The organism is Paenibacillus xylanilyticus, from assembly GCF_009664365.1.
In the GTDB taxonomy this organism is placed as follows: domain Bacteria; phylum Bacillota; class Bacilli; order Paenibacillales; family Paenibacillaceae; genus Paenibacillus; species Paenibacillus xylanilyticus_A.
In genome coordinates this window covers 705,889-729,402 of the sequence record NZ_CP044310.1, presented here as the reverse complement: position 1 = coordinate 729,402, position 23,514 = coordinate 705,889, and the positions used below count along the sequence as shown (strand labels likewise).

General features: G+C 48.8%; 20 protein-coding genes and 1 other annotated feature. Of the genes, 8 read left to right on the top strand and 12 right to left on the bottom strand.

The annotated features are described in order from the left end of the window. A complete protein-coding gene (locus F4V51_RS03430; RefSeq protein ID WP_153976857.1) occupies positions 1–1,119 on the top strand; it encodes a GerAB/ArcD/ProY family transporter in 1,119 nt (372 codons plus the stop codon). 58 nt (positions 1,120–1,177) lie between these two features. On the opposite strand, the gene bcp is transcribed toward F4V51_RS03430, so the two are convergent. From bcp to F4V51_RS03410, 4 genes are read right to left on the bottom strand one after another with little or no spacing between them, the layout of a single operon-like run. Further along, positions 1,178–1,642 carry a thioredoxin-dependent thiol peroxidase gene (gene bcp / locus F4V51_RS03425; protein ID WP_153976856.1) on the bottom strand — a complete coding sequence of 155 codons (465 nt, stop codon included), beginning with the start codon at positions 1,640–1,642 and terminating at the stop codon, positions 1,178–1,180. A 45-nt stretch (positions 1,643–1,687) separates the two neighbouring features. Further along, on the bottom strand, positions 1,688–2,473 hold the full coding sequence (locus F4V51_RS03420) for an ABC transporter permease (RefSeq protein ID WP_153976855.1): 786 nt from the start codon (positions 2,471–2,473) through the stop codon (positions 1,688–1,690). 4 nt (positions 2,474–2,477) lie between these two features. Continuing rightward, positions 2,478–3,272, bottom strand: a complete 795-nt coding sequence (locus F4V51_RS03415; protein WP_095362146.1) for an ABC transporter permease — start codon at positions 3,270–3,272, stop codon at positions 2,478–2,480. Then, on the bottom strand, positions 3,273–4,319 hold the full coding sequence (locus F4V51_RS03410; RefSeq protein WP_095293171.1) for an ABC transporter ATP-binding protein: 1,047 nt from the start codon (positions 4,317–4,319) through the stop codon (positions 3,273–3,275). Positions 4,320–4,532: 213 nt separating this feature from the next. Between F4V51_RS03410 and F4V51_RS03405 the strand changes: the two genes are divergently transcribed. Beyond that, entirely contained in the window at positions 4,533–5,576 is a 1,044-nt protein-coding gene (locus F4V51_RS03405) for an LCP family protein (RefSeq protein ID WP_095362144.1), read from the top strand. A gap of 96 nt (positions 5,577–5,672) precedes the next feature. After that, positions 5,673–6,992, top strand: coding sequence for a glutamate-1-semialdehyde 2,1-aminomutase (locus tag F4V51_RS03400; protein ID WP_153976854.1), 1,320 nt, complete (start codon positions 5,673–5,675; stop codon positions 6,990–6,992). A 96-nt stretch (positions 6,993–7,088) separates the two neighbouring features. Here F4V51_RS03400 and F4V51_RS03395 read toward each other — a convergent pair whose 3' ends face one another. After that, entirely contained in the window at positions 7,089–8,468 is a 1,380-nt protein-coding gene (locus F4V51_RS03395) for an aminotransferase-like domain-containing protein (protein WP_153976853.1), read from the bottom strand. Positions 8,469–8,640: 172 nt separating this feature from the next. On the opposite strand from F4V51_RS03395, the gene F4V51_RS03390 reads away from it, so the two are divergent. The 5 genes from F4V51_RS03390 (at position 8,641) to F4V51_RS03370 (ending at position 14,916) form a co-directional block, all read left to right on the top strand. Next, complete coding sequence (locus F4V51_RS03390; RefSeq protein ID WP_153976852.1) at positions 8,641–9,576, top strand: DMT family transporter; 936 nt, start codon at positions 8,641–8,643, stop codon at positions 9,574–9,576. Positions 9,577–9,603: 27 nt separating this feature from the next. After that, positions 9,604–9,931: a binding site (T-box leader), on the top strand. Positions 9,932–10,087: 156 nt separating this feature from the next. Further along, the gene (gene trpS, locus F4V51_RS03385; RefSeq protein WP_153976851.1) at positions 10,088–11,083 is read left to right on the top strand and encodes a tryptophan--tRNA ligase; all 996 of its coding nucleotides are present in this window, start codon (positions 10,088–10,090) and stop codon (positions 11,081–11,083) included. A gap of 122 nt (positions 11,084–11,205) precedes the next feature. Then, entirely contained in the window at positions 11,206–12,312 is a 1,107-nt protein-coding gene (locus tag F4V51_RS03380; RefSeq protein WP_153976850.1) for a GerAB/ArcD/ProY family transporter, read from the top strand. After that, positions 12,293–13,762 carry a spore germination protein gene (locus F4V51_RS03375; protein WP_153976849.1) on the top strand — a complete coding sequence of 490 codons (1,470 nt, stop codon included), beginning with the start codon at positions 12,293–12,295 and terminating at the stop codon, positions 13,760–13,762. Before F4V51_RS03380 ends, F4V51_RS03375 begins: the two co-directional genes overlap by 20 nt. Beyond that, entirely contained in the window at positions 13,759–14,916 is a 1,158-nt protein-coding gene (locus tag F4V51_RS03370) for a Ger(x)C family spore germination protein (RefSeq protein ID WP_153976848.1), read from the top strand. The genes F4V51_RS03375 and F4V51_RS03370 overlap by 4 nt, the downstream gene beginning before the upstream one ends. Positions 14,917–14,981: 65 nt before the next feature. On the opposite strand, the gene F4V51_RS03365 is transcribed toward F4V51_RS03370, so the two are convergent. From F4V51_RS03365 to F4V51_RS03335, 7 genes are all read right to left on the bottom strand, one after another. After that, on the bottom strand, positions 14,982–15,398 hold the full coding sequence (locus tag F4V51_RS03365; RefSeq protein WP_416226508.1) for a sensory rhodopsin transducer: 417 nt from the start codon (positions 15,396–15,398) through the stop codon (positions 14,982–14,984). A 32-nt stretch (positions 15,399–15,430) separates the two neighbouring features. Next, complete coding sequence (locus F4V51_RS03360; protein WP_236146780.1) at positions 15,431–16,594, bottom strand: rhamnogalacturonan acetylesterase; 1,164 nt, start codon at positions 16,592–16,594, stop codon at positions 15,431–15,433. 122 nt (positions 16,595–16,716) lie between these two features. Then, positions 16,717–17,556 (bottom strand): carbohydrate ABC transporter permease, encoded by an 840-nt coding sequence (locus tag F4V51_RS03355; protein WP_095293181.1) that lies wholly within the window; start codon positions 17,554–17,556, stop codon positions 16,717–16,719. A gap of 2 nt (positions 17,557–17,558) precedes the next feature. Further along, the gene (locus F4V51_RS03350) at positions 17,559–18,461 is read right to left on the bottom strand and encodes a carbohydrate ABC transporter permease (protein WP_227780131.1); all 903 of its coding nucleotides are present in this window, start codon (positions 18,459–18,461) and stop codon (positions 17,559–17,561) included. A gap of 139 nt (positions 18,462–18,600) precedes the next feature. Further along, complete coding sequence (locus F4V51_RS03345; protein WP_153976845.1) at positions 18,601–19,884, bottom strand: ABC transporter substrate-binding protein; 1,284 nt, start codon at positions 19,882–19,884, stop codon at positions 18,601–18,603. A gap of 222 nt (positions 19,885–20,106) precedes the next feature. After that, positions 20,107–21,660 (bottom strand): response regulator transcription factor, encoded by a 1,554-nt coding sequence (locus F4V51_RS03340; RefSeq protein WP_153976844.1) that lies wholly within the window; start codon positions 21,658–21,660, stop codon positions 20,107–20,109. Next, positions 21,635–23,422 carry a sensor histidine kinase gene (locus F4V51_RS03335; protein ID WP_153976843.1) on the bottom strand — a complete coding sequence of 596 codons (1,788 nt, stop codon included), beginning with the start codon at positions 23,420–23,422 and terminating at the stop codon, positions 21,635–21,637. Before F4V51_RS03335 ends, F4V51_RS03340 begins: the two co-directional genes overlap by 26 nt. Positions 23,423–23,514: the final 92 nt, after the last annotated feature.

The following is a 23,514-nucleotide window of genomic DNA, read 5'->3' as shown; positions in this document are numbered from 1 at the left end:
ATGCTGATTAAAGATCGCCTTACGGTACGGCAATTTACCCTGCTGACCTTCCTAACGATGGTCGGGGACATGATTCTCATCTATCCATCGCTCGTGACTGCATATGGCCGGCAGGATGCATGGATATGCTCCTTGCTAAGCCAACCGATCGGTATATTAATTATATGGATTCTGTTCAAGCTCCATCGTACCCATCCTGAATTGTCCCTGATCGAAATCTGCAAAAAATTGCTTGGTCCATGGATGGGTTCCGTCCTGGCTGCCGGATACCTGTTCTATTTCATCATGGGCACCGCGGTATGTCTCCGTGAAGTGGGGGACTTTATGACAACACAGATCTATCTTCAAACCCCCATCCGAGTCATTCTGACGTTGTTTCTAATCCCCATAGTATGGGGGATTATACATGGGCTAAAGACCATGGGTTTGAGCAGTGAACTTCTCGCTCCCATTGTCGTTGTCTTCATGATTCTTCTGCTGCTGGGGCTGCTGCCACAAGTAGAGCCTGCCAAACTCCAGCCCTTTCTTGAAACGCCGTGGATCAAATTATTACACAGCACGATTAGAGGTGCTTTCTCTTCATTTGGCGAGTTGATCGTATTATCCATGTTCCTTCCTTATGTGAATAGGGCATCTCATCTTAAACGGGATATATTGCTCGCAACGATTGCAGGGGGAATTATGCTTACTATGCTTGAGCTGGTTTCTCTCATGGTATTCGGTCCTATCCTTACGCAGCATGGTTTCTACATTTCCTATTCACTTGCACAGAAAATCAATATCGGTAACTTTTTCGAACGAATCGAAGCACTGATGGCCATCTCCTGGCTGATCTCGACCTATTTTAAGAGCATGCTGTATATGTTCGGTTTTGTTCTGGGAATAGCCCAGTTATTGGAGTTAAAAAGTTACAAGCCCCTGATTCTGCCCTCAGCCTTGCTGATGTTTGCTGCATCCGTTCTAATCGGGCCCAATATCGTCTTCTATACCAGCACCGTCATGCCCGCATGGCTCGACTGGAATGTGACCGTCAGCCTGGTTATCCCGCTCTTCCTGCTTCTCGTTCATCGCCTTCGCTACCAGAGAAAGAAACGGCCTACCAAACGTGTAACCTCATAAAAAGGCAGTGTCCACGGTAATATCCGGAAACACTGCCTTCGTTGATGCTGAATACTTATTACAGGGACTTTACCGTCTCCAAAGCGGATTCAATATGTCCTTTGACTCTGACTTTCGACCATTCCTTGACTAGCTTGCCCTCTTCATCGATGAGGAATGTGGAACGGACAATGCCCATGTATTCCTTGCCATACAACTTCTTAAGCTGCCACACCCCATATTGCTCAGCTACCTGATGTTCTTCATCCGATAACAGGGTGAACGGCAATCCGTATTTGGCAATAAATTTATCATGCCTGCTCATCGGATCCGTACTAATGCCCAATATAACCGTGTTCAACCCCTTAAACTCCTCATGGCGATCCCGAAAATCGCATGCCTGCTGCGTACAGGACGAAGTCATATCCTTGGGATAAAAGTAGATCAGTACCCGCTGGCCGCGGTAATCGGAAAGCTTCACGGTCTCCCCGGTGCTCGATGGAAGTTCAAAATCCGGAGCAAGGCTGCCTTCAGTTAACGTCATCTCTATTCCTCCTTCTCATCTTACCCTCTATTATCGGGCTTCTCTCTACGAACCTGCACCACGGTAGCGTTTCACGCCGTAGTTCCAGAGCGTAAGTCCAATCGCCCCGAAAACCAGTCCCATAACTGGGGTCAGCAATGCCATGCGATGCATCTCTGATCGATCCAGGAACAATGCTGCCGGATAGATCCCGACAAAAGCAAACGGAATGACCCAGGTTAACAATACCTGAATGGCACGATTATAGATCGTTACCGGATAACGTCCATAACCCTGAATGTTGTACATCAATGGAAGAATACCTGTCGGAGCATCCGAATAAAAGGATAGCGACGTCAGTGTAGTATATATCCCCGCGTAGATTAACACAGAGCTTAGCGCCAAAATGATTAGCGCCGGAATATGCCACCATTCCAGGACAAGTCCCATTTCCGCCCCGCTGAAGATCATGATAATCAGTCCGATAAACGAACCCACAAGTGCAGGCGGGTCCACATTTTCGAGTAATATCTGGAACAGGTTATGCGCCGGACGCGTCAGAATGCGATCCATCTCACCCTTAACAATATATCGCTCACTGAACCCCCAGAGATTGATAAAACAGCTGAAGATGCCATAGGGCACCATGAAATAACCGTATACAAACAGGACTTCACTTTCGCTCCAGCCTCCGAGGTTATCCGTGTGGCGGAAAACAACAAAGATAAAGATCAGATTCGTTGCCTGGAACAGCAGATCGGAAATGATCTCAACCCAGAAATCGGCACGATACGTAAGCCGTGTTTTCATGTAGTTTTTTAAATATTCCCCAATTAGACCTAAATAGTACATGCTGTTAACCCCCTTGCACGAACAGACGCTTGCGCGCCTGACGCCAGATCAGCATCATTGGAACGAGCAGGATAACAAACCAGAGCACCTGAATTCCGAGTACACTCCAAATGCCGGTACCTTCCACTCTTCCCGTGAATACAGAACCTGGCAGATATGTGATGGCTTGAAAAGGCAATACCTTCATGATCGCGGACATCCAGCCTGGATAGAGGCTGATCGGAATGATGAGACCGGAGAACAAATCGACCACGACCCGTTTCATGCGCATCATACCTTCGTTGTTTTCCACAAAGAACGCTGCCAGTCCCGTAATGACATTAATCTGGGAGTTAATGAGGAAACTGAAGAACAGCATGACAAGAAATCCGATCCACGCTGAAGGCGCGGTAGGCAGTTCAACCGGGAACAGCAGGATGGCGATGAGCATGCCTGGGATCATCAGCAGCAGGAAACGGAACACGCCCTCACCGAGACCCTGCATCATTTTGACCATAACGTAATTAATCGGCCTTATAAATTGAATGGCAATGGAGCCATCACGGATATCTGCGGCAATTTCACGGTCCAGGTTGTTAAAATAAAATGCACGCGCCATCCAGGATACCGCCACATACGTGGTCATCTGGGCTGCCGTAAATCCACCCAGTTCTCCACTTCCACCATAAATGGCTTGCCATGTAAAGTAATACACGCCAATATTCAGCGTATATATCAAAATGCCGGAATAATAATTCACCCGGTACGCCAGCATCGTCAGAAACCGGATTCGCATAAAATCAAAAAATGCACTATTCATCTAGGATACACCCACCGCTTCTTTCCCTGCTCCCACAATCTCGGGACGCTCGGCAGAACCGGATTGGTAGATACTCCGTACAATCTCATCGGTATTAATCTCAATAATCTGAATATCCGTAATATCAGCCTGTCCCACCACACGGCCAAGGACATCGGATACATTGAGTTCCAGCGGAATCCAGACCGATGCGGACAGCTCGTTCTCTACCGTCCAGCGTACGGGCATGGCGGCAGTCCATTCCTGCATCTGTGCTATGGTGTGACCCGTGCCGAACTTGAAACGAATTTCCCGTTCCTTGCCCCATTGGGATTTCAAGTGATCCAGACCGCCATCATAGATGATATTCCCGGCATCAAGCATGATCACTCTGGAGCACAGTGCTTCAATATCCTGCAGATCGTGTGTTGTCAGCAAAATGGTTGTTCCGTGTTCCTTATTCATGTCCTTCAGGAATTCTCGGATCTCCGACTTGACGACAATGTCCAGACCAATGGTTGGCTCATCCAGAAAAACAATATCCGGATTGTGCAGCAAGGCGGCCACCAGTTCGCAGCGCATCCGCTGCCCGAGACTGAGCTTGCGAACCGGACGATTCAGCAGATCCTGCAGCTGCAGCCGCTCAACCAGTTCATCCAGCCGTTTGCGGAAATCGGATTCGTCCACACGGTATACCTTACGCAGCAGATGGAATGATTCAATCACGCCAATGTCCCACCACAGCTGGCTCCGCTGACCAAATACGACACCAATATTCTGTACAAATTTCTCCCGTTCCTGGTACGGAACATATCCACCAACCGATATATGCCCTGAAGTAGGCACCAAAATGCCGGTCAACATCTTGATCGTTGTTGATTTACCGGCACCGTTCTCTCCAATATATCCGCAGATTTCACCCTGGGGAATCTGAAACGAAATATCGTTCACCGCCAATACTTCCTGGTATTCGCGTTTAAACAGATCTTGAAATGCGCCCTTCAGTCCACCCCGACTTTTCTGGACGCTAAACGACTTGCGCAAATCTTTGACATCAATCGCCAGCATGATTATACCTCACTTGGATTTTGTTGAAATTGCTTGTAGCCCAAAAAGAAATTATAATGGTATCAGTCAAAATTCAGCAAGCTTTTAAAATAGCTGAAGCTGCGTCCTCTGACAGCTGTTAGGGAAGGGACGTGCACGGAAGGCTTCAGGCTATGTTACTACGGAAACTGAACTCGTTTTTTTATTTCATCTCAAATACAAAGGAGAGCTAGCATGACCAGAAAGACGAAGAGAACCATATGGATTTCTCTTGCCGCCTTTGTTCTGATCGTTGGAGGCGCAGCGGCATTTTATTTCGGTTCTATTCTCAATCAGTTGAATGGCTTGCAGAAGGAAGGCGACGAATCTCCGTTCGCCAGTATTGAAAATGTCGAAAAAGTGAATACACCGGACCCTCCAAAATGGGAAGGCACTGAAACAGTAAATATATTGGTTATGGGTGTTGATGCCCGTGGCCTCAAAGAAGGGGAAATTCCCCGTTCGGACAGCATGATGGTTGTATCGCTCGACCCACTCACCAAAAAAATCAACCTGTTCTCCATTCTGCGAGACACTTACGTCGATATAGACGGATATGGCAAGGAGCGGATTAACACCGCGATTACCCACGGTCCCAATGCAGCGATGAAAGCGGCTGGCGATCTGCTGGGGATTCCTGTCCAATATTATGTGTATACCGATTTCCAGGGATTCATCAAATTGGTGGATGCCGTTGGCGGTGTGGATTTTGACGTAGAGAAGGACATGCACTATACAAGCAAGGCAGACAATAACGAATACGATATTGATTTGAAAAAAGGTTATCAGCATCTCGATGGTGAAACAGCACTTATGTATGTGCGTTTCCGTCATGATGCGATGTCCGACTTCGCTCGTTCCGAGCGTCAACGTGAATTCCTGAAAGCCGTAGCGGCGAAAATGCAATCTACGACTACCATTGCCAAGCTTCCTACCATTCTGGAACAGGTAAGCCCTTATGTGGATACAAACCTGACACTCTCGGATATGTGGAAGCTGGGTGGACTTGGATATCAGAGCAGCATGAACGGCAGCGAACAAATTCCGCCGATGAACATGCTGAAGGAAGAGCGGACCGCAGGTGGAGCACAAGTCCTGACGGTAACCAATGAAGAGAAATTGAAGCAGCATATTCAGGATATTATTCATCCGCCCGCTGAACCGGAAGACAGTACAACTGGAACCGAAGATAAAACAGCAAGCGGTGAAGACCAACAGTCGGAGCAACCGGCTCAGTAATGTAAACACGCAGAGGGCAGCCATTATGCTGCCCTCTCGCTGTGTTGTGTTACGAAAAATTTGCAACAAAATTCATAGCCGAAAGGAATTAAATCCATGAACTCATCTCGTCCCCAATCCGAAATCTTATATAAAGAGGCACTTGAACATATTGTAGGCGGCGTAAACAGTCCTTCCCGCTCATTCAAAGCCGTTGGCGGAGGCGCACCCGTTTTTATGAAAAAAGCGCAGGGCGCACACTTCTGGGATGTTGACGACAACCGCTACATCGATTATCTGGCAGCGTATGGCCCTATTGTCACCGGACACGCTCACCCTCATATTACCCAAGCCATTAGTGAAGCAGCAGCAAATGGTGTGTTGTACGGTACGCCAACCGAGCTTGAAATCAAGCTTGCCAAAATGCTGAAGGAAGCCATTCCTTCCATGGATAAGGTACGTTTTGTTAACTCCGGTACCGAGGCAGTGATGACTACCATCCGCGTGGCCCGTGCCTACACCAAACGTAATAAAATCGTAAAATTCGCCGGCTGTTACCATGGTCACTCCGATCTGGTGCTGGTTGCTGCAGGTTCCGGCCCTTCCACCCTCGGGATTCCGGATAGTGCAGGAATTCCAACCAGCATCGCACATGAAGTGATCACGGTCCCTTATAATGACCTGGATGGCCTGAAAGATGCCCTGGAGCGCTGGGGTGATGACGTTGCAGCGGTTATGGTGGAGCCCATTGTCGGGAACTTCGGCATGGTTATGCCAGAGCCAGGCTTCCTGGAAGGGTTGTGCGCCATGACACGTGCTAACGGATCACTGGTGATTTATGACGAAGTCATTACGGCTTTCCGTTTCCACTATGGTTCAACCCAAACGTATGCCGGTCTTGCCAATCATGCCGAGATTGAACCCGATCTGACTGCACTCGGCAAAATCATCGGTGGCGGGTTGCCAATCGGAGCTTATGGCGGACGCAAGCATGTCATGGAACAGGTTGCTCCGCTTGGACCTGCATACCAGGCTGGAACAATGGCCGGCAATCCTGCCTCCATCTCCGCAGGTATCGCTTGTCTGGAAGTACTGCAGGGCGAAGGTGTGTATGAAGAAATGGAACGACTGGCCATTGAGCTGACATCAGGTCTGCAGGCGTCTGCCGATCGTCATGGCATTGATCTGACGATTAACCGGATTCGTGGCGCTTTCTCCACACACTTCTGCAATCACCCGGTAACAAATTATGATCAAGCCCAAGATACAGACGGGGAACGGTTTGCTTCCTTCTTCCGGCATATGCTGAACCGCGGTATCAACCTGGCTCCATCGAAGTACGAAGCCTGGTTCCTGACTACAGCTCACACAGATGAGGACGTGCAGGCAACACTGGAAGCAGCTGAAGCTTCCTTCAAGGCGATGGCTCAAGAGTAGTTCCTAAGATTTCAATTGAACCAGATAAAGGCGTGCAATCAGGCTGATTATTCAGCTTGGCTGCACGCCTTTTTGTATTTTGGGGCCGCAAATATATCACTTCATCTTACCGCTTTGCAGCTTGACGATCTCTTCACGAATGATCCGCATACCCTCCTCAATCCGCTGCTTCGGCACATTGGATATATTCAGCCTAAGCATTTTATCCTGCTGCGTTCCCTCAGGGTAATAACGCTCGGTTGTACCTGCTATTACTCCGCGTTCTTCCAGCCTTGATAACAACACGCCAAGCGGCATATTGCCGGCTAGTGGCAGCACGGTATGCTCCCCCCCTGTTCGCGGAGCATTGGCAAAGGGACTAAACTCCGGATCGGCAGCCAGCTGCTCATGAACCTTCTGCATCCGGGCTGCATAACGACTGCGAATGACTTTCCCGTGATGTGCAAACATGCCATTGCGAATATAGACCTCCAGTGCAGCCTGGGACAGCACCGAGGTGTCGATATCCAGCATTTTTTTGTGTCTCCCGAACGAAGGAGCAAGAGCCGCGGGAAGGACAGCTACACCAATGCGCAGGCCGGGAAACAGAATTTTGGAGTAGCTTTTCAAATAGATAACCCTGCCTACAGTATCGTAAGAAAATAGCGGGTCCTGTTTTGTATTTTCCTCCAAATCGGCTAAATAATCGTCCTCCACCAAGTACACGTCATATCGTTCGGCCAGCTTAATTAATCTCTTCTTCTCGGCTAAAGTCATGGATGTCCCCAGCGGATTGTGAAAGCGTGGCATGACGTAAAAGAATTTAATATCGCCTTCACCAAATTGCCGTTCCAGCGACTCCCAATCAAGACCTTCCAGCGTTCGTCTTACTCCCGTAAATGGTACATTCAGCCCTTCCAGCAGGGACGGCATAAGATGATAGCTTGGTAGCTCAATCAGCACCCGTCTCTTGCCATTCGGAAAAGCCATCAGGGCCATTACAGCGAGCGCCTGCTGCACGCCAGATGTAATAAAGAACTGTTCCGCAGGGGCAAACACCTGATAATCGGCGAATTGCCTCTGTAACAAATGAATCAGGGATGGCAATCCTTGCTCCGTACCATACAGAAACAACTCCGCCTGATTGTTCTCCATCGCCTGATCAACACAATGACGAAAATCGGAATACGGAAATACACGGGGATCGGGAGCAGCAGAAGCGAAGTCCAGCGGCTCTTTCCAGTCCACATCCTCTGCCCCCACTCCGTTCTGGACAGCGTAATATCCCGACTGAGGGACGGCATACACCAGATGTCGCTGCTCAAGCCATTGATACGCACGAATCGCCGTGCTTACACTGCATTGATATTGTTCAGCCAGCACACGCACTGCCGGAAGTTTGATTCCCTTGTCCATCCACTGCTGATGCCCCCGCTGTTGCAGCTGCTCCTGTATCCAACGCTGCAGCGACTCTGCGATTATTTCATATTTTTTCATATATTAAATTTTCCTTTCCACATAACTGTACCGGTACAATCTCTACTTTTCATCATTGTACCATGACTGAACTGACCGTATATTGAATAAAGCAAAGATCTTACAGGACGTGATAACAATCAATGTCTTTGCCTAGTCCAATCAACATAATCAGGCTATATGGAGGAACATTATGAATACGACACGTACCCAGGCTTATGCCTATACCGCAGCCGTATTGTATGCGGCTATCATTGGTTTATCATTTCTGTTTGTCAAAATGACCGTCCATGTGGCACACCCGATGGATGTGCTTGCACATCGGTTCGCCCTATCCCTTCTCGTCGTTAGCATTCCGGTTGTCCTGGGATGGATCGAAATCCGGCTCACACTGCGGGATCTATGGCGAATCATACCGCTCGGTCTGCTCTCGCCGGTTTTGTTTTTTGCCTTTCAGGCCTTTGGGCTTGTATCATCCAATTCATCCGAGGCCGGAATCATTCAGGCCATGGCCCCTGTCTTCACCCTTATTCTGGCTTCAGTATTCTTGAAAGAACGGACATCTGTGCTGCAAAAGCTATTCCTGCTTCTTTCTGTTGCCGGAGTGGTCTTCATCTTCCTGATGAAAGGCAGCGGAATGACTTCAGGTAATTTCAAAGGAATTGCCCTGCTGCTGCTCTCCACGGTTTGCTTTGCAGGGTATGGCGTGCTTGCCAGACCGCTCACCCAGAAGTATAAGCCGATGGAATTAACGTGGGTTACCCTGCTCGTCGGTTGTCTTGTCTTTAACGTCTCTGCCGTCATCCGTCATCTATCCAGCGGTACAATAAGCGATTATGTAGAACCTCTCAGGGATGAATCTTATCTAGGGGCGCTGGCCTATCTGGCCATCCTCTCCACCATGATTTCGACTCTGCTGTCCAGCTACGCGTTGACCCATCTGGAAGCTTCGAAGATGAGTGTATTCAGCAACTTCTCCACCTTGATTTCCATCGCGGGTGGCGCCTGGATTTTGCATGAACCCGTCAGCAGTTACCATGTTATCGGAGCGATCCTGATTATTGCAGGTGTACTCGGAACCAATATGAGCGGCAAAAAACACAGGCTGGTCAGTAAAATCAAAGCATGATACAATGTGAAAAATTGTAAACGGACGTTATCAACGATGATGAAGTGAAGTACATACGACAGCGTGCTCCAGAGAGCCGGCGGATGGTGGAAGCCGGTGCACGGGTCGTATGGAAATGGGCTTCGGAGTTCCAAGCTGAACACGGCCTGTATCCTGTAATCGGGGTGCAGAACGGTAAGTAGGCAAGGCGGCATGTTCAGCCGTTATCCACGGACAGGATATCGATCGATAGATATGCTGGTTCCGGTCTGGTTTTTCAATCAGCCTGACCATCAATCTTGATCCGTATCTCCAAGCGGGCCGCAACCAGCGGCCAATTAAGGTGGCACCGCGAAGCACAAGCTTCGTCCTTCTATTCTGTTCCCTCACGGGAATCAGGATGAAAGACGAGGCTTTTTTTGATACCTGCATACTGTAACAGGCTGAAAGGGGGTGATGGTCGTGGAAGATGGCTGGTGGCGTCAGCAGATTAGAATGCTCGAACAAATCCAAAATCAAAGGAGAATGAACCATGAATATGAGCAAGGATGTTATTTTAACTGGAGACCGAACCACGGGGCAGCTTCACCTCGGCCATTACGTGGGCAGCCTGCGCAGCCGGGTGCAATTGCAAAATGAATACAAGACCTATATTTTACTGGCAGATGTGCAGGCCTTAACCACCCACTATGATCAGCCAGGGTTGATTGCAGACAGTGTCCATCAAGTGACTCTCGATTATCTCGCTGTAGGTATTGATCCTAACCAAGCCACACTGTTCATTCAATCCATGATTCCGGAGATTGCGGAATTAACGGTGATCTTCTCCATGTTTGTCACCGTGAACACGCTTCGGCACAACCCCACCATCAAAACGGAAGCGCGTGATCGCGGATATACGGATCTGTACTACGGTTTCTTGGGCTATCCGGTCAGTCAGGCCGCTGATATTGCATTCTGCAAAGCGACACTCGTTCCGGCAGGTGAAGACCAGATTCCACATGTTGAGACTGCACGCAAACTGGTCCGGAGATTTAATGAGCTCTACGCTCCTGTTTTGCCTGAACCACGCATTTTGACTGGTGAGCGGCTTGGCGGACTCGATGGGATCGGCAAAATGAGCAAGAGTATGGGCAACGCTATCTCCTTGAATGCGAGTCCGGATGATGTGCATGCCAAACTGACCAAGGCCAAGACCGATCCTGCACGTGTCCATCGTACCGACCCAGGCCATCCCGATATCTGCCCGGTATTTGCATACCATCAGTTATTCCGGAAGGAGTACGCTGAAGAAATTCATGCCAGCTGCAGCCAGGGTTTCATTGGATGCAGCGATTGCAAGCATTTGGCCGGCACTGCGATTAACGATTTGCTCTCACCCTTTCGTGAGCGGCGTGCTTACTATGAGCAGCGCGGGAATGAGGTGAAAGAAATCCTTGTCGAGGGTACTCGTCAGGCTCGCAAAGTCGCGCGGGAAACGATGCATGAAGTACGAGAAGCGATGGGGATTCGTTATTTTGATCTGTGAAGTTAAGGAACAAACCTGAAATACAGCATGGGATACATCAACTTAACTATTCACTGTATGAAGCAACCCAATCACGTTAACAATGCTGAGGATAGTCTATCGCGAAAAGGGGACCCCTCCGCATGAAACCTAGACAACCTTCTTTTTTGCAAGCCTTGATGTTAATCATGTTATCTGTCGGTCTGATTAGCCACGTCCTGATCATTCCTGCCTTGTTAAGTGCGGCTAAAAGAGACTCCTGGCTTTCGGTCCTGTTATCGGCAGGACCCTATCTTGTATTTGCGCTTATGCTTTCCTATGTCTCCCGTTTTCTTCAGCATCAAACCTTACACGAATGGCTGACTTCCCATCTGGGCAAGCCTCTGGGCTTCATCCTTCGGATCGGAAACAGCCTTTTTTTCCTGTCAGTTATCTACTTCACCCTGCACGATACCACCACATGGGCCAAAACCAATTACCTGACGGAGACACCGGTATTGGCAACAAGTATTGCGCTTATGTCGCTCTGTGCCTATGCTGCCTACAAAGGCATTCGTTCGCTCGCATTTACAGCAGGACTCGTTCTGCCTCTCGTTGTAGTGCTTGGCATCTATGTTTCAATCGTAAATACCCAATACAAGGATTACAGCCGTCTCCTCCCTGTACTTGAACAGGGCTGGCAACCCGTTTTCCATGGCATGATGTACAGCCTTTCAGGCATGTTTGAGCTGCTCTTTATCTGGTATATCCAGCCACACTTGGCTAAACGAATCCGTGTATGGCAGTATGTTATGCTCGCGTTTATTATCCTTGGACTGACACTCGGCCCGCTCATTGGCGCTATTGTAGAATTCAATCCGTTTGAAGCGGCCAAAATGCGTTATCCTGCTTTTGAGGAATGGCGGATTGCCTCCTTGGGCAAATACATTGCACAGACCGATTTCTTCTCGATCTATCAATGGCTGGCGGGTTCATTTACCCGAATTAGCCTTGCCATGTATATTGTGGTAGAAATTTGGAATATTAAGAGCACCTCCAGAAGGTTAATCAGCATGGTTACGATCGCTGTTTTGTTTATTCTTTCCATGCTGTACCGTTTGGACGATATGACATTCGAAAAGCTGCTGGTCGATTACGTCTTTCCCATCAATCTCATTTATCTAAGCGGATTAGCCATTATTGCCACCGCCGTTGGATTCGTCAGTTCACGCCATCAGAGGAGGAAACATCATGGAGCACCAAGCGATTGACATCACGTCCCATGAAACACTGCTTGCCTCTTTGAAAAAACAATTCGATCCCTGTGCGGATGTCGTTATTCAGACTTTTCCTGCCAAAAATGAAACCGATAAGTCGGTAATTATGCTATATTGTGACGGCTTGACCGATGGCAAACAAATTAACCAGTTCATTATTCCCCGGCTGGAAGAGCATTCTTTGCTTATTGAAGAAGCCCACCCCAAAGAATTGGGATTAACACTGAATCCAATAGAAGATCTTACCGATGCAGAAAATATCAACCTTCTGATTTTCAGTGGACAATTGCTGCTCATTTTCGGAGACGGTGAGCAATCCTGCAGTCTGGATATTGCAAGTATACCAGGCCGAAATCCTGAGGAATCAGCGATTGAGTCATCGATTAAAGGTCCCCGTGATGGATTCACCGAAGAATTAAGCGTAAATATTGCTCTCATTCGCAAACGAATGAAAACCTCTTCCATGTGTTATGAAAAATATGTGAAGGGCAGCCGAACCCAAACCTCTATTGCCCTCTTGTATGTGAGAGACATTATTAATCCCGAAATTCTGAAGGAAGCTCGCAAAAACCTGGAGCAGATTGAATTGGATGGCCTTCTTGGAACTTCCATTATGGAACGTGCCATGATGGGAGGCATTCGCAGTATTTTCCCGCTCACCGATAATACGGAGCGTCCTGATTACGTCGTGGACTCACTCTTAAACGGGCGTTTTGCTGTTCTGATTGAGGGTTCACCTATAGCCATCATTGCCCCAACAACCCTGTTTAATCAGTTGAAATCACCGGAAGACGAGAGTACCCCTTTCTTTATTGTGACATTTGAACGGATTCTGCGCATTTCCGGCCTGCTTATTGCCTGCTTTTTTCCAGCCTTCTATATCGGTTTAACCAGCTTTAATGTGGAGCAGATTCCTTTACCCCTTCTGGCGACAATAGCCGAAACACGTATGGGCTTGCCCTTGCCAGTGACATTGGAGGCATTTCTAATGATCTTCATGTTTGAGCTATTCAACGAAGCAGGCCGTAGACTGCCGCGTGCATTAGGTCAGACTGTCAGCGTGGTAGGTGGGCTTATCATTGGTGACGCAGCTATTCGCGCCGGAATTACTTCACCAACCATCATTGTATCCGTCGCCATCTCGGTTATTTCCAGCTACATATTGGTGAATACGGTACTGAGTGGAGCTACAGCCCAGGTTCGTATCGGAATGCTTGTCCTGTCAGCCCTCCTCGGATTATTCGGTTTTATGATTGGCATATTTGCTTTACTGGTACATCTCGTATCTCTGGAATGTTATGGCGTGTCCTACTTGTCTCCTGTATCTCCCTATATTCCCGGTGACTTTACCCAATCCGTATCCATGAAACCTTCCATGAAAAGGACCAAACGTCCGGCCGCACTTCATACTCAGGATTCCACCCGACGGAGGAAACGTCCGTGAATAGATGGCTTTCCCTGGGTGGCTTGCTTATAAGCTGCATGGTCCTCCTGACGGGTTGCTGGGATTCCAAAGAGGTTCAGAGCATTAACTTCATCACCGGAATCGGGATAGATTATGAGAATAATAAATATATCGCTTACGCCCAGCTGATCGATTTCTCCAGTATTGCCAAACAGGAGGGACCAACTTCTCGGGAAGCAGGCGAGATCTGGATAGGGCGAGGCGAAGGAACAACACTAAGCATGGCTATTAACGCTCTCTATCAAACTTCGCAGCAGCAAACTCTGTGGACCCATGTTAAGGCCATCGTTTTATCGAAAAACGCCCTGAACGGCAAGCTCGAGGATATTTTCAACACACTACTGCACTCCGGTGAGCTGAGATATACACCTTGGATTTACGGTACGGAACAAAGCATCCCTGATGTACTTGCTCCCTCTGCCCTGTTAAATCAATCCACCCAGACCATTGAGCTATTCGAACCGGTCAAGCTGTATAAGCAGTTCTCTTCCTTCGAACCGATCCGTCTTCATCAGCTTCTTGATGGATTTCGCGAACCCGCTTCGGTCATTCTGTTACCATCCATAACGAACAGGAACCAAACCTGGTCTAATGGGGATAAGAATCCCCCTCTAATCAAAACGGATGGATTTTTTGTCATTTCAAACGGCACCAGTCAAGGCAAAGTGACGGGCGAGGAAGCGAATGGTACCCGATTCGTGAATTATGAACATGTCTACCGGTATCCATTGTACGTATACAAGAATGGAGGTAAGACGCCAGATCTGACACTGAAACTGCATGACCCGCATACCAAAATTTCAGCAAGAAAGGAAGGAAGCGGGGTCACCTTCGACCTCGTTACTTCGGCAGAAGGGATCATCGTTGAAGAACATGGCCCTCACCAGTCTCCCCAAACGATGGAGGAAGCCGCCGGGAAACAGATTGAGTCCGAAATCCGTGATACGTTCGAAAAAACCAAATCACGCCAGATCGATTCTTACGGGCTGGTGGAACATCTGTATCGTCATGATCTCGCTCTATGGAAAGAGCAGGTTCAGAACCGGGCAGATCCTATCAAACGATTCAAACTTGGAAAAGTGAAAGTCCATGTGAAAATCCTAAATGCCAGCACATACAAATACACGGAGTGATATATGAAAAAACGACGAGCCACCTGCAGTAGTTGCAAGGTGGCTCGTCGTCTTGGCATGCAAATTTAAGTCAGGGGAAAAGCCATGACACTCATCAGTGCCAGTTCGGGCTGTGTGGTATCCAAACGACTGTATTGAATGATGACAGGTACATTACTGGAAACGGTGATGGCATACGGCACACCAGAGGGAATAGACTGCTCTCCGGCATGAAGTGATGCCGTACGGATATGTCTGGTTCTTCTTCCCGGTACGCTCGCTTCTATGTTCTCGATCGGTTCCCTGTCTTCAAAGAAGATGGTTATATCGAGTACCGCCTCCTCCCGACCGGTATTGAGAACACAGATGCTCTCATGACTCTCCAGCGAGCCCCGGCTATCTGGCGGTATGTATCCGTCTGGAATAACCCAATAGGTGTGACCTGTCGCCAAGGCTGCCCTACTATTTGCCAAACGGCCTGCTTCAGTATGCTCTCTTGCCACTAGGAATCCCCCTCTATGCATGATATTTAGCCCTATCGTAAATACATTTGCAGCGGCTGCAGTCCAAGCTCGCGGATTCCTTCCGCGACTTGTGCTGCCAGTCGCCGTCCGCCGCGTTCCTGAAAGTGCGTATTATCCTCCACCCCTGCCGGGAAGTTCAAATATTCACCCGGAAGCACCCACATGAAATCGTCCTTGGTGCCTTCGATTCCCGCCTGCTCAAACAGAATACGGCTGCGTTCAGCAAGATCAATTAGCGGAACACCTTCCTCTTGTGCCAGCTCCCGCACGGCAATAATATAATCACCGTGCGTGTCATTCAGCGTGCCATCGTCCGCAAAATAGCGCCGATGCACAGGCGTCACCAATACCGGGCGTGCTCCGGCTCCGCGGGCCGCATCAATGTACTTTTTCAAATACTCCTTATAGGTTGTGAACGGTTCTGTTCCCCGCTCCGGGTCCGGCTTCTCATCATTATGTCCGAATTGAATGAACAAGAAATCTTCAGGCTTAATACGCTTCATGATCGCATCCAAACGGCCTTCATTAATGAAGCTGCGCGAGCTCCGTCCCGATTGTGCATGATTATCCACAGCAACATCATGCTTGAATTGAGCCGGCAGCAGCTGTCCCCAGCCACAGTATGGGTACCCGCTCTCCGGCTGATCCGTTACCGTGGAATCTCCCGCCAAGAATACGGTCATCGTCTGATTGGCAAGCGTAATCTCCAAGGCGTTGATCCGCGGGGCCGGACCGGAGAAGGACAGACGAAGCCTTCCGCCTCTGACCACAACCGAAAATCGGACCTCGGCACACTGTCCCGGCAGAGTACGGATCGTTGGCAGCATTAATCTGCCTTCGCCAGCCTTCACTCTGGTGACCGTCTCAGCGAGCTCATCTCCGGCAATGAGAAGTACCTGATAAGTGCCGTCCGGCACATCAACGATAAACGATGCCTTGAGTGGAATACAGAAGCTTGAACGCAATCGGGCAGACACATTGGCCTGCCCCGAGTACTGCTGATTTTGCTGTACACTATCCCGATCTTCTGTCTCACCAAACCGCTGTTTCTCATAAACACGAGAATCCGGCTCAAATCCGTAACCGATCGTATCCCTGTAGGTACTATGGGCTGACACTTTCCGGTACCCTTCAATGCCCGCACCTGGACCGAAGTCAAATTTCCAATGCGTAATTTTCTCTTCATTGCAGACCGCTGCTTCGGTGGCAACGGCTTGACTACCCCGAGCTTTATCCAATAGGAACAACCTCCCTGTTTAAGCTTTTGGATGAAGTGATAATCCACAGTGAATACAGTTTATCCTTTCAGTCCGCTGGTGCTCATGCCCTGTACAATCTGTTTCTGGAAAATGAAGAATACGGCTACTACCGGAATCAGGCTCACGATGGACATGGCGAACATCGCACCCCAGTTGGAGGCAGACTCGCTATCCAGGAACATTTTGAGCGCCATGGATACTGTATATTTATCCGGTGAGTTCAGATACAATACCGGCCCTAGAAGATCCTCCCATCTCCAGTAGAAGGAGAAGATTGCGGCAGTCGCCAGCGAGGACTTAATCAGCGGCATGATAATCTGAATGTACAACCTGAATTTATTACATCCATCAATGGTTGCTGCTTCATCCAGCTCTTTTGGAATCGTACGAATGAACTGTACCATCAGGAAAATGAAGAACGGCATTCCGAAAAATGTAGGTACCACAATCGGTAGAATCGTATTCAACCAGCCCAGCTTCGTAAAGATAATGTATTGCGGAACCAATACCACGTCATGCGGCAGCATCAGAGTCAACATCATCAGGGAGAACCAGAAGCTGCGGCCTCTGAAGTTAAGTCTGGCAAATCCGAAGGCGATAAGCGACGAGGATAACACGGCACCGATGGTGGAAATGACTACGATCACGAGTGAATTGGTGATGTAGTCCATAAACGGTCTTCCGCCCGCGCCTTTCCAGCCATCCACGTAGTTGCTCCAGATCCACTCCGCCGGGAAGAGAGACTCCGCGGTAACGAAGATGGTGCGGCTCTCCTTGAATGAACTGAATAACATCCAAAGTACCGGATACAGCATCAGGAGGGCTAAAGCTGCAACGAACAGGTGATAAATCGGCCACTTTACATTTTTCCAAACCATCGTTACTTCCCTCCTTCAGATTCGTAGAACACCCAGAACTTGGATGTCAGGAACACAGCTACGGTTAGCAAACCAATCATGATGAGCATGATCCAGGCCATTGCCGAAGCGTAACCCATATTGTTAAACATAAAGGCCTGACGGAACAAGTACAGTGAGTACAGCATCGTACCATCCATTGGGCCACCTTCTCCTTTGGAGATGATGTATGCAGGTACGAAGGTCATGAATGCACCGATCGTTTGCATAATCAGATTGAACAGGATAATCGGGCTAAGCAGTGGCAAGGTGATGCTAAAGAACTTGCGTATCGGGTTTGCGCCGTCCACCCCTGCTGCCTCATACATCTCGGGGGAGATATTTTTAAGTCCTGCCAGAAAGATCAACATGGAGGAACCGAACTGCCAGACGGACAGCGAGATCAGCATCACCAGGGACGCATCCGGATCACCGAACCAGCTGATCGGCCCGATTCCGATTGCGGTTAGTGCACTGTTGATCACCCCTTCATTACTGAAAAGGTTACGCCACATGATCGACACCGCCACACTACCACCAATAATGGATGGGAGATAATACAACGTACGGTACGTTCCGACCATACGGGAACCGGTATTCAGGATCATGGCGACGAAGAGTGCGAAGACCAGTCTCAGAGGAACACCAATGAATACATACAGGAAGGTTACCTTAACCGAGTTCCAATACTTCGGGTCTTCAAAAAACATTTTGGTGTAGTTGTCCATCCCAATCCACCGGGGAGAAGTGAACAGGTTATAACTCGTGAACGACATGTATAAGGACACAAACATCGGGATCAGCGTAAAGCCCAGAAATCCGATAATAAACGGACTAATAAATGCGTACCCGGTCAGGTTTCTGCGCAACGACGAATACTGCCTCAACGGAATGAACCTCCTTTATTGATCTGCCTGCTTCCGACAAACGGGGGATTCACAAATGGACGGGGAAAGGCCCCCGCGGTTAGCGAGCAGCCCCAGTCCCCGTCATCCCGGGTGGGATGAGCAAGCAATCATTCAACTGTTATTTATTGTTGGCCAGAACCGCTTCAGCGTTTTTACGGAATGTCTCCGCTGCCTGTTCCGGTGTAATTCTGCCGAAATTCAATTCCTCAACGGCATCCGCCAGAGACGCAATGACTTCAGGAGAACCCACTGGTGGTGGTGGACTCATTGGTGAAGCTTTTGGTTCCATGGCTGCTACAAAGTCAAATACCTGCTTCGTTGGCTCACTCAGTTCAGGTGCAATAGCATCCTTGATTTTGCCGGAGATCGGCACACCGCGCTCGCCCTTGATCAGTTTGTTGGCTTCCACATCATTCACCCAGAAATCGATGAATTTGGCGGCTTCTTCCTTCACTTTCGAGTTCGAAGTGACTGCCCAGTACATACTCGGCTGCATGTAGAGGCCCTTTTCCATGTCAGGTCCAGGCATTGGAGCAAACTCCAGTGGACGGTCAGCAACTTGCTGTACGGCTACAAACTGGTTGGACCACTGCCAGATTCCGATTCCTTTGCCTTTGACCAGATCGGATTCCTCGATAATCCCTTTCGTCTGGTTAGCAATATCCGGCGAAGGTGCCGCTCCTTGTTCGATCATGCGACGCATCAAACCGAAGAACTCCACAAACAATTTATCATCGTCATATCCAAGTCCTGTACCTTCAGCATTGTAAAGTGACAAACCTTTGGTCCGCAGGAAATAGTGGAAGAAAATATCCGGAGCTACCCCGCCATCCAAGTACAGTCCTTTTTCTGCAGTTTGTTTACCCAGCGCTTCGTACGACTCCCAAGTCAGATTTTCCGGGAATGTATCCACTCCTGCTTTTTTGAGCAGTGCCGGGTCATAATGGAAGCCCAGTACGTTAACCCCGGCAGGGACACCATACTGCTTGCCGTTGATTACGCCAGTACTGATGACGTTCTCGGAAACATCATCCACCTTGATCTGATTGCCAAGGTAAGGAGCCAGATCTTCCAGTTGACCATTTTGTGCATATTGGCTGATGTAGGAAATATCCATCTGAACAATGTCTGGCAGCTGATTCGCTGCAGCTTGTGGAGCGAGCTTTTTCCAGTAGTCATCAAACGAGGCATACTCGACGTCAATTTTGACGTTCGGATTTTTCTCTTTGTACAAGTCAATGACCTTCTGCGTGTACTCATGACGTGTATCCGAGCCCCACCACGCGATACGCAGCGTCACCGAGCCATCCGCGGATGTTCCTCCCGATTCTCCATCTGAGCTGCACGCCGCCGTAAATACCAGCAGCATTGCCATCATCAGGAATATTGCCTTTTTCACCATGCCAATCTCCCCTTTTTGTGTGGATATGGTTTTGTGAAAGGGTTATCCTCGTCTTTCTGATAACGCTTTCACAAACTTGATATTGTCATTTTCGCAAATGTACGACCAGAGTTGAATACACAAATCCGTCTTGTTGGTTCAAAAAACAGAGGAGGACAACATTCACCCTTCACGGTGTTGTTTGTCCCCCTCATACAACGTCCAAGGAGCGGCAATTAATTGTTATATGCCGGATCTTCTGTATTCGGTTGGTGTCATGCCGGTCCACTTTTTGAACACCTGACTGAAATATTGCGAATTGCCTCCGAAGCCGAACAGTTCCGCAAGCTCAAATACCTTTACATCCCCGCCTCGGCGAATGTGCTCACATGCACGCTCAATGCGCAGACGATTCACATAGTTGGAGAAGTTTTCTCCTGTTACTTTTTTGAAAATTTTGCCCAGGTAATCCGGATTCATATACAGCATCTGATGGGCAACACCATTCAGTGAAAGATCAGCCTCACCGTAGTGTTTATCTACAATATCCATCATCTTCTCCACAGCGGAAGACTGACGGCTTATATGATTTTTATAATAACCGGAGGTCAGATTGGCTGTGCTGTTGGCGATAAAAGACTTCAGTCCGGACAAGGTATCCATGTGGGGAAGCTCTGCCATCCGCTGCGTAAACTCCGTGGCCTCTTCAGGCGGACAGACGTGAATCATGGCTGAATAGAGCTGAACAACATAAGATCGGGTGACCTCAATATCAAGCTGCTGTCCGGCTAAACGCTCAAACAGGCGATCAACTTCGGCACTGGCTTCCTCGCTATTCCCCGACTTAATCAGTTGGCACAATTGTTCGGCATCCTGCTCGGCATGCACACCTTCACATTCCCCGGCAATGGCTACATCATTCTTCGTGATCAATTTGCCTTCTCCGATGAAAAAGCGATGGTTCAGACATTGCAGCGCCTCACGATACAGACGCCGTGACTGGACCATGTGGTCCGCTTCGCTAAGTGCGGCCGTCACCTGTAATTTATAGAGCCTGGTAAAGGCCGCTCTCACTTCCTCAATTCTCTCCCTTAAGTCAGTGTAATCAGCCGAATCCTCCAGCAGAATCAGCAGCTTGCCTTCAATGGTTGTGCTTAATAAAACATACGGCAGCAGATCACTGGCAATGTTCTTGATGGCAAACAAATGACTGTAGTCATGTTCGTCCGAGATATGGAACAATAACAAGCGAACTTGACTTGCTTCGAGTTTCAGATTGAACAGCTCCTGATAATACTCCAGGTCGACTGGACCATATGTCCGATTGGTCATGAACTCGAGCAAAAATTGTTCTTTTACATGGGGAAGTACCCTTTGCAGCCGTTGTTTCATTTCCCCAGCCACATGCTCTTTTACCTGTGCATCCTGATGCTCTTGAAGCAGTTCCGACAGGGCATCATGAATCTGATTTTCATTGCAGGGCTTCAGCAAGTAATGCTTCACGCCATATTGCATGGCCCGGCGCGCATATTCAAACTCTTTGTACCCGGACAGCATGATAAACCGTAGGCCCGGGTAGGCTTCAGAAGCCTTTTCTATAAGTCCCAGTCCATCCAAGCCCGGCATGGATATATCGGTAATAATAATATCAGGTCTGGAATGACCGATTTTGTCCAATGCCTCAATCCCATTCCTGGCGGTGTCCACCAATTCCGTACCGGCTGCCGCCCAATCCACCACTTGGGAGATCCCCTCCAAAATCACACGTTCGTCATCTACGAGCATCACTTTGTACATCGTCATCGTCCTCTCTGATCCAAGGTATTCTGATCGATACTACGGTCCCGGCACCGGGATTACTGCTCATGACCATGCTGCCCTCCTCACCGAAGGTCAGCCTGATCCGTTCCTGGATGTTGGATAAACCTATGCCTTGCCCTCTTGTCTGAATGCGTCCTTCCTGCAGTTGCTCCAAAAACTCCGGCGTCATGCCCGGTCCGTCATCCTCTACTTCAATGATAATCTTGTCATCTTCTGCTCTGGCTCGAATCCGAATTTTACACGGGTGTATACTCGGTTCAAGCGCATAGTGAATAGCGTTCTCCACCAAAGGCTGTAACGTTAGCTTCGGAAGTCGTGCACTCCCCACCTCAGGAGCGATATCCATATCAAAATCAAGCCTTTCCTCAAATCGCGTGCGCTGAATGGTCACATAGCTGCGGACGATATCCAGCTCCCTTTCCAGCGTGATCCACTTCTCGGACATATTCACTGAACTGCGCAGCAGGAAGCCGAGTGCCTCGACCATTTCGGAAATTTGCCGCTGCTTCTGTACTTTGGCCAGCCAGTTAATGGACTCCAGCGTGTTATAGAGGAAATGAGGATTGATCTGTGCTTGAAGCGCTTTCAACTCTGTCTCCCGAATGACCAGCTGCTTCGCATAATTCTCGTCAATCAGTTCCCTGATGCGCTGCAGCATCATTTTGAATGTTCGATGGAGCAGCCCCACTTCATTTTGGGAAGATACCGGAACATTGCCCAGAGCAGCCTCCTCCAGCTTATCCAGATCACCCTTTTCAATGTTGCGCATCTTCTTGATCAACTGGGCGATCGGCTGTGTAATGCTGCGGGACAGCTTGGCTCCGAACACAAGTGCCACCAGCAAAATCATAAAGAAGATGACAGTAACCAATTGTTTGACAAACTGTATCTGCTTAAACATCTGGTCAAACGGCGTCATATAAAGGTACACCCAATCCGTATAGGACGAATGTGCACGAGCGACGAAATTTCTACCTTGTTCAAACATGGAAATCCCGTAAGGCTGTGTCCGCTTCAATTCGGATTCCAACTCGGAATCGGTCACTGACGATTGTGTGGGATAGATCACCTCTCGCCCATCCGTAATCAGCAGCTGCGAATCCTCAGCGGGGTGCTGCATCTGATCCTGAACAATACGATCCAGCCGTACCCGAATAATCAGCGTTCCGAGCTTCTCCAAGGTAAAGGCCCCACCTGTAAAAGACTTGACCTGCCTAACCGATATCAGCCTGGCTTGCTGATCTCCACTCGTATACCATGCATTGGATCCTGAATACTGCTGTCCGAGTGCAATCAGTTCCGTCTGCATGGACTCTGATATTCCCTCGCGGTTCCCCGCAGCCATAACGTTCTGATCATTATCGATAAATATCATGGAATAGATGTACTTCTCCGATCCTGCATATGCGACAAGTCGGTTGGTTATCTTTTTGAGCAGCCCATTTTTCTCGTATCCGGATTCTGCCTTATCCAACTGCAGAAGGTACTGCTGGAGCGCCTCGTCCGACATGACCTTGAAGGAAAGATTGGCGATTTCGCGCAGCTGATTCTCGATGCCCACAGAAGACATATTCAGTACCTGGGACGACTTCTCATAGATTTGACGATCATAGATTCTGAATACATACCCTAGGACAGAAACATAAAAGGTGAAGCTGATCAGCATCAAAAATCCGATGAGAAGAATGGTTTTGTGATGGATCGGCAGCGATGTGAAAGCGTTTTTAATTTTTCTCATCCAAAGCGCTCCTTTGGCCCAGCGAAGGGTGCAGGCAGGTGTGAGAGTCTCGTTCTACTGTAAGTTATTTTCATATTTACACATCCATGGGC